The sequence below is a fragment of the Shewanella gelidimarina genome, assembly GCF_023283945.1.
Lineage (GTDB): Bacteria > Pseudomonadota > Gammaproteobacteria > Enterobacterales > Shewanellaceae > Shewanella > Shewanella gelidimarina.
On the sequence record NZ_JAKIKW010000008.1, the window covers coordinates 55,897 to 70,865 of the forward strand.

Consider the following 14,969-nt stretch of genomic DNA (forward strand, 5'->3'; position numbering starts at 1 on the left):
GGGGGTCTACATTTTGTCTTCAGCTCATCCAAATTACCATCTCACTGATGATCTTCTCAGTCCCGTTTTAGCCATTCTTGATACATTCCAAGATCCATATTTAAACAAAAGCTTTTTGAGCGCAGGCATGGTGACCAAGCTTGCAATTGAAGGTAAACGCTTGCAATTGGGCCTGTGTTATTCATACCCGTGCCAAACGCAATATCAAGATATTGTCATGGCGGTAACGAAAGCATTAGCGGTATTGGATGCAATTGATGAAGTCGAGTGTGAAATCGATTTTCAGCCTGATACTGTGTCAGCGATCAGTGCGGTAGAACCTCTGCCAAATATACGACAAATTATTGCAGTTGCATCAGGTAAAGGAGGTGTTGGTAAGTCAACAACGGCTGTCAACCTTGCATTAGCGCTGGCAGCAGAAGGTGCCCGCGTGGGTATTTTGGATGCTGACATTTATGGTCCATCCATTCCTATGATGCTAGGCGTTGAAGGTTTTAAACCTGTCTCTCCGGATGGAAAGATAATGACTGCCGCTAAAGCTCATGGCATTGCTGCGCAATCGATAGGTTTTATGCTAGATGGTGACCAAGCAGCTGTATGGCGTGGCCCAATGGCAGCGGGTGCGTTGATTCAATTACTGACTGAGACCGAATGGCCAGAGCTGGATTACATGGTGATAGATATGCCACCAGGAACAGGCGACATCCAGCTTACCTTATCGCAAAAAGTACCGGTAAGTGGCGCCGTCATTGTGACAACACCGCAAGATATTGCCTTGGCTGACGCTAAAAAAGGCGTGAATATGTTCCAAAAGGTCAATATTCCCGTACTCGGTATTGTTGAAAACATGAGTTTCCATTTATGTCCTGAATGCGGTCATAAAGATCATCCTTTCGGCGCTGATGGCGGCGAAAAAATGGCAACTCGTTACAATGTTCCACTATTGGGGCAGTTGCCATTACAGTTAAATATTCGAGAAGATGTCGATAAAGGAATACCAACGGTAGTCGCTGATAGCGAGTGTCAGGTTTCTAGCATGTATCGTGAAATAGCCCGCAAAGTGGGCGCTCAACTTGCGTTATGCCAAGCGCAATCTAAAGTGTCAATAAGCATATCGGACGATGAGTAGGTTTTAAAATGAATTCAAAACAATGTGTTGTAATCGCAATTGCAGGCGCATCGGCCTCAGGTAAGAGTCTTATTGCCAAAACGATTTATGAAGAATTATGCCGTGATTTAGGCACTGATCAAATTGGTGTTATTGCTGAAGATGCTTACTATCGTGACCAAGGTCATATGTCGATGGATGAACGTGTTTTAACTAACTACGATCATCCTAAAGCGCTTGATCACGAGTTACTTTGTGAACATTTACGAGCGCTCAAAGAAGGCAACGCTGTTGATATTCCAGTTTATAGCTATAACGAACATACACGTACCGATGAGAAAGTAACCTTAACCCCTAAGAAAGTGATTATTCTTGAAGGGATCTTACTGCTTACTGACCCTGCTTTACGTGAGCAAATGGATGCGAGTGTATTTATGGATACCCCACTCGATATTTGTTTTATGCGCAGACTCTCTCGTGACGTAGCTGAACGTGGCAGAACAATGGAATCGGTGATGTCACAGTATACAGAGACTGTACGGCCGATGTTTTTACAATTCATTGAACCGTCAAAACAATACGCAGATATTATCGTACCTCGTGGCGGTAAAAACCGTATTGCGACCGATATTTTAAAGGCGCGGATACAGCACCTTCTAGTCAAATAAAAGTAACCTAAAAAATGAGTATAAGGGAGCCTAACGATTATGCGTTTGACAGATATTGAAATTGAAGAATGTTTAGATAATGGCACTATCGTTATGGAGCCTCGCCCCTGCGCAGAGGCGATAAGTGGTGTGAGTGTTGACGTTAAATTAGGCAATGAATTTCGCGTATTTAAAGACCACACCGCCCCTTTTATTGATTTAAGTGGTCCGAGTGCAGAAATGCAGCAAGCACTCGATAGAGTCATGAGTGAAACCATTGTGATAGCAGAAGATCAATCGTTCTTCTTGCATCCAGGTGAACTTGCACTGTCGGTCACTCATGAGGAAGTGACTTTACCAGCAGATATTGTCGGTTGGTTAGATGGTCGTTCATCGCTGGCCCGTTTAGGGTTAATGGTCCACGTTACTGCGCATCGTATTGATCCCGGTTGGCATGGGAAAATCGTATTAGAGTTTTTTAACAGTGGTAAACTGCCACTGGCTCTTAAGCCTAATATGACGATCGGCGCGCTTAACTTTGAACGTTTGTCTCAGCCTGTTGCTAGACCTTACAATAAACGTAAGAGTGCAAAGTACAAAGATCAGCAAAACGCGGTCGCTAGCAGAATTAGCCAGGATAACTAAATGTCGGTAGTTTGGGTTAATGGACAACCTGATGCCACTATTAGTCCTCTTGATCGAGGATTAGCCTACGGCGATGGTTTATTTGCAACAATGCGAGTTAACAAAAGTGAGATTCAATTTATTGAGTCTCACTTTTTGCGATTAACTCAAGGTGCACAGCGGTTAGGCTTTCAATGGCAACCGACAGCGGCGCTGAGAGAACGGTTGTTGCAGTGCGCTAAAGATAACCCTCAGTCATGCCTCAAAATACTACTATCTCGCGGTGTGGGTGGACGTGGCTATACGCCACCAAATTCAAGCCCATCGATAACCGAAATTGTATCCGTTCATCCTTTCCCTGATTTTTACCCACATTGGCAAAAAACCGGCATCAGCTTACAATCATCGGATGTGTTACTGGCAAGGCAACCTCGCTTGGCCGGCATTAAGCACTGTAATCGACTCGAGCAAGTGCTAATTAAGTCGGTGGCTTTAGCCAATGGTATCGATGACTGGTTAGTACTTGATAGCAATAAAAACATCATCGAATCTTCTATGGCTAATCTGTTTTTTGAAACCGATGCGGGCATCATAACACCTCAGCTTGCCTATGCTGGAGTGGCGGGAATGATGAGAGAACAAATCATTTACCAATTGCTAGAGATGAAATTTTCGGTATCGGTGACTGAAATGAATGTTGATATACTCTCTCAAGTGAAACATGTTTTCATGACTAATAGTTTACTCGGGGTTGTTGATATCAATAAAATAGACCAACAGTCCTTTATAATAGCGCCTTACACTTCATCATTAAGAGAGCAGCTTGATCTGACATTATGAAAAAATTCTTAATTGGCTTTCTAGCAACAAGTTTTACGCTACTCACCATTACCGCAGTGGGTGGCTATTGGGGTTACCAAACGTTAATGACGTTTGGTCAAACACAACTCAATGTCGTCAACGCACAAGAGTTAGAGATTAAAAGAGGCACTTCATTTAATCAGTTTACCAACATATTAACCCAGAAAAAATTAATAGAAGAGGGTTGGAAATTAAAGTGGTTAGTTCGTCTTAACCCCGCATTAGCACAGATAAAGTCAGGCTTATACGAAGTCGTTCCACAAGAGACGGTCAACAGTTTGCTTGAAAAGCTAGTGGCAGGAAATGAAAAATCATTTGCGCTGACGTTATTGGAAGGTCAAACCGTAAAAGAGTGGCGGGTACAATTATCAGAGCAACAAAAGTTAAGGTTTGACGACGCGCTATTTACCAATATATTAGTGAATAATGGCGATGATTCCGGATTGCCAGAAGGTAAGTTTTTTCCTGATACCTACCATTACAGAGCGCATAGTTCTGCAAACACATTATTGCGAGAAAGCTATCGCAAGATGCAAGTAGAACTGGAAAAGGCTTGGGACAGTCGGCAAGCAGGCTTACCGCTTAAGTCATCGTATGAACTACTAATACTCGCGTCCATTATTGAAAAGGAAACGGGTAAAGCGAGTGAAAGACCTTGGATAGCCGCAGTCTTTATTAATCGTTTGCGCAAAGGTATGCGTTTGCAGACTGATCCTACGGTCATTTATGGCATGGGGGATCGTTACCAAGGTAATATCACCCGTAAAGATCTGCGCGAGCAAACGGCTTTTAACACTTATAGAATTAATGGGCTACCACCAACGCCAATCGCCGCTCCGAGTCTTGCGGCCTTGCATGCAGCAGCCAACCCAGCTGATGTTAATTACCTTTATTTTGTCTCACAAAATGATGGTAGCCATGTATTTTCAAAAACACTGTTAGAACATAACCGAGCAGTGAATAAATATCAGAGAAATCGATGAACACTGAATCAATCGTGGCTAAAAAAGCAAAGTTTATTGTCATAGAAGGGCTTGAAGGGGCTGGTAAATCCAGTGCAATCGCATTAGTACGCGATTTTATTGAAAAACACACTGGCCAAGCTCCGGTATGCACCCGCGAGCCAGGCGGTACGCCTTTAGCAGAACAGATGCGTGATTTAGTCAAAATTGCCAATGAGTCTGACCCATTATGCGATGAAGCTGAATGCCTCATATTTTATGCTGCCAGAGCTCAATTGGTCGCGAATGTGATTAAGCCATCTCTTGCTGAGGGGAAATGGGTACTGGGCGATAGGCACAACCTTTCATCGCTTGCATATCAAGGCGGTGGGCGTGGCTTAATGCCATTGGTTTCAGCCATTAGTGAGGCGACTTTAAAAGGGTTTAAACCGGATTTAACGCTTTACCTCGATATTGACCCTACGCTGGGTTTAGCCCGCGCTGCTAACCGTGGCGAGTTAGACCGAATTGAGCAGCAAGAAATTGCATTTTTTAATCGAACCCGAGCGACGTTTTTGTCTTACGCTGACAACGATGATTCTATTATGATCGTTGATGCGAGCCAGAGTATGGCCGCAGTTCATAAAGATATCATTGCAGTACTGCAAGATCAGGCTTGGTAATATGCAGTATTTACCGTGGTTACAGGGCGCAAGCGATGAGTTTCACGCGCAATTAAGCCGTCAACAAGTCGCACATGCTTATCTCATTGGACTCGACGCAGGTTATGGCGGTGAAGTGTTAGCGTTAGAGCTCGCTAAAGCGTCATTATGCAGTCAAGTAGGGAGCTCTGGCGCTTGTGGGTTTTGTAAAGCGTGTCAGCTAATAGAAGCGGGTAGTCATCCTGACTTTTATAAAATTGAGGCCGATGGTGCACAGATTAAAGTTGATCAAATCCGGGCGTTATGCCAGAAATTGACCACTACAGCTCAACAGGGTGGACGCCGAATCGCCGTGATTCTTAACTGTGAACGCCTTAACCAAGCTTCTGCAAACGCGTTACTTAAAACCTTAGAGGAACCAGGTAAAGACACTATTCTTTTTCTACAGGCAAATTCACCTAGTCGGTTAATGGCGACGATTAGCAGCCGCTGCCAACGGATCCAAGTCAGGCTCCCTTCAAGACTGGATGTAAAGAGCTGGCTTAATGAAGAACTAAAGGTGGCTGACGATTACAGCTGGTGTTTACCCGTCGTCGGGGGACCATTAGCGATAGTGTCAGCTATCGAAAGTGGCCGTTACCAGAGCTTGTTAGACTTCAGAAAAGGTTGGATACAAAGTTTGTCGTCAGCTCAGCTCTGTGCTAGTTTACAAAATGTGAATGAGAAGCAAGTTTCTGACGCGATTAAGGTTTTATATCTTGTGCTGCATCGAAAGCTTGTAAAAGATCAGACCATGGATCCATTGATCCGCTCATCGCTCGCCACTTTTGCAGCCAAGATCATGCAGCAAGAAGTACGCTTATCAGTCATGCCAACCGTGAATGTATTGGGATTGTTTGAAGGCATTATTATTGAATACGTTACGTTATTGGACCGCTAAATCATTATGACTAATCTTGTTGTCAACTTTGATACCTTGCATCAGCTATACAGGGCTTATATGCCTTTTATAAAACCTGCGGGCTTATTTGTTGGCACTACAGAGAGTTTTTTCCTTGGACAATCGCTATCCGTGGCTTATCACTTGCCTGGTTCAACGGAAAGAATGGAGTTTGAGGGCATCGTGGTTTGGATTAACCCTTTAGGCGCCTCTGGCGGACGACCTGCAGGTATCGGGGTCAAAATCATCTCTGAGCCAGACATGCACAAACACCACATTGAAAAGCTGCTTTCTGCAGAACTGGCATCTGGAAATTTGACCTGCACTATGTAGCTCGGTAGACTTGCTCTCCTTTTAGCTAGTAGGACTCTCCAGTGCTTATCGATTCACATTGTCATTTAGACCGCCTCAAAACTGCCCCCGATCAAGATGCATTAACCAACATTATTAATGCAGCCAAAGCACGTGATATCGCTTATTTTTTGTGCGTAAATGTTAGGCAGCAAGGTTTTCTAGAGATGAAGCAAAAAATGGCTTCATTTGATGAGGTTTTTCTGTCTGCTGGAGTGCACCCGCTCGATGTGCAAGACGGATTAAATGTTGAAGAGATAGAACAGTTTGCACGCGATGAAAAAGTGGTGGCGATAGGAGAGACAGGCTTAGATTATTTCTATGCCAATGAAACTAAAGCGTTACAGCAATCATGTTTTGAACAACAGATAGATCTCGCCGTTAAAGTCAAAAAACCACTGATTATTCATACCCGTGATGCAAGAGAAGATACCATTAATTTTCTCAAGCGCGGCAATGCAGACACCGTCGGTGGCGTATTACACTGCTTTACTGAAAACTGGGAAATGGCGAAAGCAGCAATTGATATGGGCTTTTACATTTCGGTTTCAGGTATTGTCACTTTCAAAAATGCAGGTGATCTGCGTAGCGTCATTAGAAAAGTCCCCAAAGATAGACTACTTGTAGAGACCGATTCACCTTATTTAGCTCCCGTGCCTCATCGAGGCCAAGAGAATCAACCGGCTTTTGTGCGTGATGTTGCTGAGTTTGTTGCCGAACTCAGGGGCGAAAAATACTCAGATGTTGCTGAGTATACGACGGAGAACTTCTTTAACTTGTTCAAAGATGCGGCGCGTATAGTTGGAAGATAAGCGCATTAATGACTGCAGCTGACCAGGTACGACAAATTTTAGGCAAAAAGAGACCCAAAACTATTCCAATTGTTCTGGGTCTAGGGGAATGGCTCTCAAAGAGCCGTGCGCTACTGTTGATAACCTTTACGGTTAAAATCTGCTATTTACTCAAATTCAGTAAAACTAATGTAATAGAGTGTAGTAGAGCATTTGTATTTAGGCCTACTTTTTTTATTAAACGCTTTATCAATACCGATAAAAATTACAATGTTGGGTAGCGAGCAATTTTGTCTCTGACTAAGTCTCTGGGAAGATTGTTTTTTAGCTTATTGCCAAGGTGTTTAACGACACCTAAAGAACAACCTGCATAACTGACAATGGTTTCCCCTTGAGGCCTAATTTTTTCAATCAATGCGATATCACGTCCCATCAGAAACGTTTGCGCCTCTGCATCGGTTAACGCAACACTTGTCGGTGTCGTTAATGCCGAAATCGCTTCGTGCTTCACTTTAAAGCCTTTCTTTAAGGTATCGGCTAGTTTGATCCCTATACGTTGAAAACGCATTCTTCCAATAAGAGCCTGAAAGGGCATAGGGAAAAGCCATAATTCGGCATCGCGAACATAGATATCAGCTTCATTGTCCAGAATGATATTGAACGAAGTCTCAAGATAGTCGGCCAGTGCTTCGATCTGTTTTGCAGAGGCTTTCTCAAATGGGAAGTTTTTTTGCTTTCGGGGTTCAGGTAATAGCCTTTCTACGCTGGATACCTTCTTTATTTTAGCGACAAAAAAACCTTCACTATCATATATTTGTGGCCATACATGTAAAAACCCTTCTTCAGTACAAGCTTTATCTGCGCCAGGGAATAGTGATGATAAATTAACAAACTCAACCGCATCAGAATAGCGCTCCTTTAAATAAGCGCACACATCTTGATTCTCTTTTCGACTTAGAGCACAGGTTGAGTAAACTAATTCCCCCCCTGGTTTTAATGATTGAAATGCTGAGTCTATTAATTCCTTTTGCGTGGTTACTATGCCTTTAACATCATTGTTATCCCAGTTTTTTAAGGCATCGGGATCCTTTCTAATCGTGCCTTCACCACTGCATGGCGCATCGAGTAATATGGAATCAAACGTTTCAAACAAGTACTCGCCAAACACGCGGGCGTCAAAATGAGTTAGCGCGCAATTAGAAACACCCATTCGCGCTATATTGGCATGTAAGACTTTAACTCGACTAGCGGAGTACTCATTAGCAACAAGTAACCCCTTGTTGTTCATAAGAGCTGCTATTTGTGTGGTTTTTGACCCAGGGGCTGATGCCATGTCGAGCACATATTGTTTGGCACAGTTCTGGCCTTCGGTAATCAGTGCCGTTGGGGGTAACATCGAACTGGCTTCTTGAATATAAAACAGGCCTTGTAAATGCTCAATGCTATTGCCGAGTTGTATGCCAACGCTCAGTTCAATCCAATAGCCGTGTTCACACCAAGGTATCGGGGTGAAACTCCAGCCTTTAGGCGTCATCAATGCGATGAATTTTTCTGCTGATATTTTTAGCGTATTAATACGTATAGAGGGCCGCAGTGGCTTGTTGCTGAAACGGATAAAGTCTTCCATGGTGAGGTGAGATGGAAGATCTTGTTCAATGCTACTGATAAAATTCTGATTTAAATGAGCCATATGCCGAAGATAATGCGATAAAGTATTCAGATTATAACCCTAAACAGCGATATAGTGGGAGCACATGTAGAGAACTGTGTCGCGTTGTACTAGATAAGGAACGGAACTTCAGTGCTAAATAAGATTTGGTTTGGCTTTTTTGCTATAGCGTTAGGCGCAATATTTATCCAACTATTAAACGGTAATGTCGTTGTACTGAGTCATAGTGTTGAAGCCATTTTTTCGAGTGCAAGGCTTGCAGCTGAAATTGCATTAGGATTGATAGGTGTGCTTTGTCTGTGGATGGGACTGATGCGTGTTGGGGAAAAAGCGGGGGTTGTGGCATTTTTCTCGCGCGCTTTCGAGCCGCTGTTATCTCGATTGATGCCAGAGGTGCCACGTGGACACCCCGCTTATGGCAGTATTACCATGAACCTTACGGCAAACATGCTTGGTCTAGACAATGCAGCAACCCCGTTAGGGTTAAAAGCGATGCAGGACTTACAGACATTAAACCCGGTAAAGCATACCGCGACCAATGCGCAAATATTATTCTTGGTGCTCAACACTTCTTCTATCACGCTGGTGCCCGTCACGGTATTTCTATATCGCGCGCAGCAAGGTGCGGCCGCACCTGCTGATATATTCTTGCCTATTTTGTTAGCCACGAGTGCATCGACATTAGCAGGGGTTCTGGCCGTTGCCATTGTGCAGCGTTTATCAATTATCAATACCGTTGTTATCGCTTATGCAGCAGGTATTCTAGCGACGTTAACAGCGCTGATGTTCTATTTGTCGACCCTAACAGTAACAGCGATAGGGGAGGTGAGCACTGCAATGGGCAATGGTATTTTGCTGTTACTCATTTTCAGCTTTGTACTGATTGCTGGGCTTCGAAAAGTGGCGGTTTATGATGAGTTTATTGAAGGGGCAAAAGAGGGGTTTTCTCAGTCAATAAAGCTTATTCCCTACTTGCTTGCTATGTTACTTGCTATTGCTTTGCTGCGGGCCTCTGGTGCGCTAGATTACGCTTTAGATCTGTTAGCAGGACTCGTCGCATTTGCAGGCGGGGATACTCGTTTTGTTGATGCAATGCCAACGGCAATAATGAAACCATTTAGTGGTTCTGGGGCGAGGGCCATGATGCTAGAGACAATGCAGCATTATGGGGTTGATTCTTTTGCTGGACGGCTGGCGGCTATTTTGCAGGGTAGCACTGAAACCACTTTTTATGTGCTGGCTGTGTATTTTGGCGCGGTAGGCATTCGCAATGGAAGGCATGCATTAGCGTGTGGTTTGTTTGCTGATCTCGCCGGTATTTCGGCTGCAATTATTGTTTGTTATCAGTTTTATGGCTAGGGAACTCCACTTGACTTGGGTACATACCGATAGTGAAGACATAAAAAACGCTGCCGAATAGCAGCGTCTTTTTAAAGATATTCAATGTATCAGACTCTATTGTGCCGCTTGTTTAGGCGCCCACTCAAGCCAAAGCGGATCCACTGTTGAGCTAAGAGAAAAGCGGTAGTCGTTATTAATCATGTTATCCGAGCTGGTAATATCTTTGGTCGCTAAGCCTATGCCACCGGCAAGAATAGTTTCTAGAGAACCCGTTTCAATTTGGGCTCCAGAGAAAAGACCTACATCAACTTTTACCCCGGAAAGATCCCAAAATACACTGGTGTTATTAATAAGGTGTCGATACTGGTTATCTACGTGTACCGTCATCTCAACGCCGGTGCCATCCGCTATCAATCTGTATTCATCAACTTGACCGACTTTAATACCACGGAAGAATATGGCGGTGCCTTTATTGATCGAACCCAAGTTATCATTGCTGATGACGAAGGTGAGTGCGTTATTAATATTATGAAACGGCTTTTCAATTAAGCCGGTAAACTCTGATGATGTTTGAGCACTCACCCCAGGGAACACTGAAATATAGGGCCCTGTAAGGATGGTTTCTGGCGCTTCAATCCCTGCTAGAGACACTTTGACATCGACAATAGAGAAACTAGCATCTTGTTGATTAAAGCTCGCGGCATAATCACCATAAAGGTAAGCCTCTACGTTTAATTCAGATAGGTCTTTACTCAGTACCACTGAGTGAACCTCACCCACCTTGTGACCTAAATAACGGATGGGGGCTTTTTTCTCCAATTTAACCGTGGCAGGAAAGGTTAATGCGATTGTTGTTGACTGACTCAAGGCGAGAAACTTTGAATCGTATAGGTGTTTGCCACTGTCTATCATCGCGCTATCGAGTAGCCCCAATGTGATCCCACCCTTAATGGCAGCTTGAAGTGGTGCGACTTCAACTTCGATACCGTTGAGACTGGCGTTTATTGATAATGCGCTATTACGCCAAAATACCGTTTTGTCAGTGAGTAAACTGGCAAATGATTTTTGGATACTGATATCGATGATGAAGTTATTCTCTGTACGTTGCCATTCGATTTGTTCTACTTGACCAATCTGCATTTTCTTATAATAAATCGGCGAACCTTTAACAACGTCCGCTCCGTCTTTACTGGTGAGCTGCTTATTGATTCGTTGCTTATTCTTAAAGTAGTTTTTAGCATCGCTGCTGTTAGCAAACACATTTAATGATGCTCCATTAACGATCTGCTGATTATTATTACTTCTGACTAAGCTTAATGCTCCAAGGCTAAAAGTACTTAAATCACGCGTTTTAACGGCAACGCCTTCTAGGTCAGCCTCAATAGATAATGCCGACTCGGCGATAAAGTAACTGCCTTTAGTGACCAGCGAGCTAAAATCGGCGTCGACTTCAATGTCATATTCCACTTCTGTTAACGCAGCATTGAGTTGGCTAGACAATACAGTGCCAATCTTTATCTGTTTAAATCGCAGTTCAGCACCTGCAGAAATACCCGGATTGGTGTCGGAATGTAACGTTAAAGCCAGCTTTTGCGTATTCAAAGGCTGCGGTTGGTCGGTTAACAGTGGGTATTGCTGAAGTGGCTCTCCAGTACCGGGAGTAAAATTAATCACGCTGCCGGTCAATAATCTTTCAGGGTGCTTTATACCATCGAGAGAGATATCTGCACCTTCTAGCCAGAATGACGAACTGCCAGCGAGTAGTTCACTATATTGGCTGTCAATTTTAGCCAGTAAACTGACCCCGTCATCGGTCAATATTTTATTAGTGACATGGCCAATTTTAATGCCTCTGAACATAATTGCCGTGTGTTCCGATACGGATTCAGCTCCCGTAGCCGTAAGCATCAACTCGATACCGCCGAATGCTTGCTCTTCACTGTCGTATAAAGAAAATTCATGCTGGTTCTGAGCTGCGTCAGAATGATCACTAGAGCTAAAACTAATACCACCGGCTAGAATAGAGGCGAGGCTTTCACTGCGAACTTCTATCCCTGAAAGTGATGCATTAATACTGATCCCTGATACATTCCAAAATTGTGAGTCAACTTTAACTAAACTGGCATATTGTTGCTGAATAAACGCCGTGACAATGATTTTTTGGCTATTGTCTAAGCGGTATCCTACGACTTGTCCCACGGGGATTTGACGATAAAAGAGCGGTGAGCCAACGTCTAAAGACCCTAGCTTATCCGAGGTTATGTTGACAATAAGGCCTTCATTACCCGGGGTAATAACGGGCGCGGTAATTTCAGCTTCAAAAAATGAACGTGATTCACCTTCACCGGGCAAAATGCTGATGTAGTTACCTGAAAATAGCGTGTCTAGTCCTTCGATACCTGTGATTGAAGCTTTCGGCGTCACTAACCAAAATTTAGTCCCTTTATTGATAAAGGGCGAAGAGCGATAGTCCATTAATACATCGACATTCACACCTTGTAGTTGATCATCAATACTGATGTCGGCCACTTTGCCTACGGTTAAGCCTTGGTATTTAACCAGTGTTTTACCGATATCCATCCCCGTAGCGTTGGGGAAATGAATTCTCACTTCTACACCGGATTCTCGGATGCTTTTTACGCCGAGCCAAGCTCCTAACGCAAGTGCGATAATGGGCAATAACCAAATAGGAGAGAATAGTTTTTTCTTTACGACTTTAGGTGTTTGTACTTGAGTCATTTTTTGTTTCCAGTCGGTCCCAGAGTAAACGCGTATCAATTACTTTTGCTGCCAGTTGCGTCAGTAAAATAACCAAGGCAAATGCAGTAGCAGCCGGTGCGGGTTTCGCATCGAGTAATTGCCCCATATTAACTACGGCAACGGTTAACGAAATAACGAAAAGATCCAGCATAGACCAACGGCCTATCCATTCAATAATATGAAAACCCATCATCAAATTCTTTTTTGAAATAGGTAATTTAAAACTGATCGCGGTTAAGTATATGGTAAGGCCAATTATTTTTAATAATGGCACCAAGATACTCGCCGTGAATAATATGATTGCAATAGGGATCATATCTGTTTTTACAAGATGTGCGATACCCGAAAAAATGGTGTCTTGAGTGACTTGCCCCTGGTTTGTCAGCGTCGTTATCGGGTATAGATTCGCGGGTATGAGTAAAATCGCGGCGGTGATTAACAAAGCCCAGCTTTTTTGCAAACTCCCATAATCTCTAATGATGAGTTTGGTATCACAGCGACTGCAACAAGCTGATTCAGCACAGGTAACCTTATTGCACGTTGGGCAACATGTGAGGCCTATTTCCTTACCTAATGTGGAATCGTTTGGGTTACTTTTCAAGAAAACTCCACATATGCTCCAAATCGTACTCTCTTAAAAGGAATAAATGCATAATAAACAGCATTGTAAAGCAGAAAGTGCCGAAACCAAATGAAACAGTAGCAAAGTCGGCGAGGTTGAAAGCGGCCACTAAAAAACTAATGACATAAATTTCGAGCATTGTGAGTTGTGTCAGCAATCCCTGTAATTTTAATGCCTGCTTTAATATTGACCTTAATAGACGATGCTGCAATCCGTGTTTTATGATAACGATTTGTATCAAGATAGACATAAGTAGAATGCCTGGTGCAATGACTGCGGCAGTCATTACTGCAATGGCTACAATCCAGTAGCCTTGTTGGTATACCGCTAAAGCGCCTTCTAATACTGTCGTGGTACGCATGCTACCAAGAAATTCTAATTCTAGCACTGGGTAGGTATTGGCTGGAAAGAAAAATATTATTGCGGTAATACACAGCGCTAGCATGCCATTTAATGAGCAATATGGTGTGTCATAGAGCTGGGTGTGGCAGCGTGGACAAAGGGCTCTCACGCCTGTAGGCAATGCACGCTTTCTTATGACGAGGTCACAAGACCGACATAAAGTAACACTATTATCTAGCGCGTCCGATGCCATAAGAATTAAAACCCCTATAAAACGTACAAAGTTAAAGAAAAAGCTTTATGGTGATATTGAACTCAATTTATGCGTAGGCAATTGATTAATACAGAGTCCTTATATTGATAAGCCTACCAGATTTTCAAGAAAACTTGCATAAGAACTTCAATGTGTGAGACTCTTTACTGTATATAAAAACAGTGTGAGGTTAATTATGACCGTTATAACAAAATTTGTCGTAGTTAGAGAAGGGGTTGAAAAGATGACTTTTACATCGAAGAAGGAGGCTGATGCCTACGACAAGATGCTTGATGTCGCTGACAACTTGATCCCTTTTCTAAGTAAATCTGAACTTGGGCTCGAAGATAATGATATTGAAAAAATTGGTTTTTATTTGGCGCAGCATAAAGATGAGCTGCAATCTTTATTAAAAGGTAGTGCACCAGAAAAAAATACACCCGCTAAAAAAGCATCTAAAAAGACTGATTCGAACTAAAAAAGTCGAAAATAGTCTGTTTGAAATTGATTATTTGTTGGTAAAATACAACGAATTTATTTGTTTCAATTGATGAAACTGTTAAGGGATATTTATGACCGCGTCATTTTATGACACATTAAACCGCCAGGTTACCGCTCTACTGACGGGTGAAGATGATCAAATTGCCGCTTTAGCCAATTTTTCAGCGTTGTTAAATGACAACTTAGCTGACCTTAATTGGGTTGGGTTCTATCTATTAAAGAACGACCTGTTAGTACTTGGACCCTTTCAAGGAAAAGTTGCTTGCTCTCGTATTCCGGTAGGTAAAGGTGTGTGTGGCACAGCAGTCGAAAAAAACCAAACACAAAGAATTGCCGACGTACATCAATTTTCGGGACACATTGCGTGTGATTCTGCCAGTGTTTCAGAATTAGTTGTCCCCTTTAGGCGAGATGGTATTGTTATCGGAGTACTCGATATCGATAGCCCTTCGTTAGCAAGATTTGATGAAATTGACCAGCGTGGTGTGGAAACGATGGTTAAAAGTCTCGAAAACTGCCTATTTGGTTAATCTCCGACCAATTATTGCTAATTGGT

16 protein-coding genes are annotated in these 14,969 nt (G+C 43.0%); 12 read left to right on the forward strand and 4 right to left on the reverse strand.

Annotated elements, in window-relative coordinates; genetic code table 11:
* Positions 1-13: 13 nt before the first annotated feature.
* The 9 genes from apbC to L2729_RS09005 are packed head-to-tail and all read left to right on the forward strand — an operon-like array spanning position 14 to position 6,946.
* Positions 14-1,129 carry an iron-sulfur cluster carrier protein ApbC gene (gene apbC / locus L2729_RS08965; RefSeq protein WP_248987969.1) on the forward strand — a complete coding sequence of 372 codons (1,116 nt, stop codon included), beginning with the start codon at positions 14-16 and terminating at the stop codon, positions 1,127-1,129.
* Between the two features lie 8 nt (positions 1,130-1,137).
* On the forward strand, positions 1,138-1,776 hold the full coding sequence (gene udk, locus L2729_RS08970) for a uridine kinase (RefSeq protein WP_248987970.1): 639 nt from the start codon (positions 1,138-1,140) through the stop codon (positions 1,774-1,776).
* A gap of 39 nt (positions 1,777-1,815) precedes the next feature.
* Positions 1,816-2,400 carry a dCTP deaminase gene (gene dcd, locus L2729_RS08975; protein WP_248987971.1) on the forward strand — a complete coding sequence of 195 codons (585 nt, stop codon included), beginning with the start codon at positions 1,816-1,818 and terminating at the stop codon, positions 2,398-2,400.
* Positions 2,401-3,219 (forward strand): aminodeoxychorismate lyase, encoded by an 819-nt coding sequence (gene pabC / locus L2729_RS08980; RefSeq protein ID WP_248987972.1) that lies wholly within the window; start codon positions 2,401-2,403, stop codon positions 3,217-3,219.
* Positions 3,216-4,223: an endolytic transglycosylase MltG gene (gene mltG, locus L2729_RS08985; protein WP_248987973.1), complete on the forward strand. Its 1,008-nt coding sequence runs from the start codon at positions 3,216-3,218 to the stop codon at positions 4,221-4,223. The genes pabC and mltG overlap by 4 nt, the downstream gene beginning before the upstream one ends.
* Entirely contained in the window at positions 4,220-4,864 is a 645-nt protein-coding gene (gene tmk, locus L2729_RS08990; RefSeq protein WP_248987974.1) for a dTMP kinase, read from the forward strand. The genes mltG and tmk overlap by 4 nt, the downstream gene beginning before the upstream one ends.
* A 1-nt stretch (position 4,865) precedes the next feature.
* Entirely contained in the window at positions 4,866-5,783 is a 918-nt protein-coding gene (gene holB, locus L2729_RS08995) for a DNA polymerase III subunit delta' (protein ID WP_248987975.1), read from the forward strand.
* A gap of 6 nt (positions 5,784-5,789) precedes the next feature.
* Positions 5,790-6,116 (forward strand): PilZ domain-containing protein, encoded by a 327-nt coding sequence (locus L2729_RS09000; protein WP_248987976.1) that lies wholly within the window; start codon positions 5,790-5,792, stop codon positions 6,114-6,116.
* A gap of 41 nt (positions 6,117-6,157) precedes the next feature.
* The gene (locus tag L2729_RS09005; protein WP_101091043.1) at positions 6,158-6,946 is read left to right on the forward strand and encodes a TatD family hydrolase; all 789 of its coding nucleotides are present in this window, start codon (positions 6,158-6,160) and stop codon (positions 6,944-6,946) included.
* A 244-nt stretch (positions 6,947-7,190) separates the two neighbouring features.
* Here the strand turns inward: L2729_RS09005 and rsmF are convergent, their stop codons facing one another.
* Positions 7,191-8,615, reverse strand: a complete 1,425-nt coding sequence (gene rsmF, locus L2729_RS09010; protein WP_248987977.1) for a 16S rRNA (cytosine(1407)-C(5))-methyltransferase RsmF — start codon at positions 8,613-8,615, stop codon at positions 7,191-7,193.
* 111 nt (positions 8,616-8,726) lie between these two features.
* Between rsmF and L2729_RS09015 the strand changes: the two genes are divergently transcribed.
* On the forward strand, positions 8,727-9,953 hold the full coding sequence (locus tag L2729_RS09015) for a nucleoside recognition domain-containing protein (RefSeq protein WP_248987978.1): 1,227 nt from the start codon (positions 8,727-8,729) through the stop codon (positions 9,951-9,953).
* Positions 9,954-10,049: 96 nt separating this feature from the next.
* On the opposite strand, the gene L2729_RS09020 is transcribed toward L2729_RS09015, so the two are convergent.
* Genes L2729_RS09020 through L2729_RS09030 form a run of 3 tightly spaced genes read right to left on the reverse strand, consistent with a single transcriptional unit; the run spans position 10,050 to position 13,912 of the window.
* Positions 10,050-12,674 (reverse strand): PqiB family protein, encoded by a 2,625-nt coding sequence (locus tag L2729_RS09020; RefSeq protein ID WP_248987979.1) that lies wholly within the window; start codon positions 12,672-12,674, stop codon positions 10,050-10,052.
* Positions 12,652-13,296, reverse strand: a complete 645-nt coding sequence (locus tag L2729_RS09025; RefSeq protein ID WP_248987980.1) for a paraquat-inducible protein A — start codon at positions 13,294-13,296, stop codon at positions 12,652-12,654. The genes L2729_RS09020 and L2729_RS09025 overlap by 23 nt, the downstream gene beginning before the upstream one ends.
* Positions 13,286-13,912 (reverse strand): paraquat-inducible protein A, encoded by a 627-nt coding sequence (locus L2729_RS09030; protein WP_248987981.1) that lies wholly within the window; start codon positions 13,910-13,912, stop codon positions 13,286-13,288. The genes L2729_RS09025 and L2729_RS09030 overlap by 11 nt, the downstream gene beginning before the upstream one ends.
* Positions 13,913-14,108: 196 nt before the next feature.
* On the opposite strand from L2729_RS09030, the gene L2729_RS09035 reads away from it, so the two are divergent.
* Both L2729_RS09035 and L2729_RS09040 read left to right on the forward strand, forming a co-directional pair.
* Positions 14,109-14,390, forward strand: coding sequence for a YebG family protein (locus L2729_RS09035; protein ID WP_248987982.1), 282 nt, complete (start codon positions 14,109-14,111; stop codon positions 14,388-14,390).
* Positions 14,391-14,484: 94 nt separating this feature from the next.
* Complete coding sequence (locus L2729_RS09040; RefSeq protein WP_248987983.1) at positions 14,485-14,943, forward strand: GAF domain-containing protein; 459 nt, start codon at positions 14,485-14,487, stop codon at positions 14,941-14,943.
* Positions 14,944-14,969: the final 26 nt, after the last annotated feature.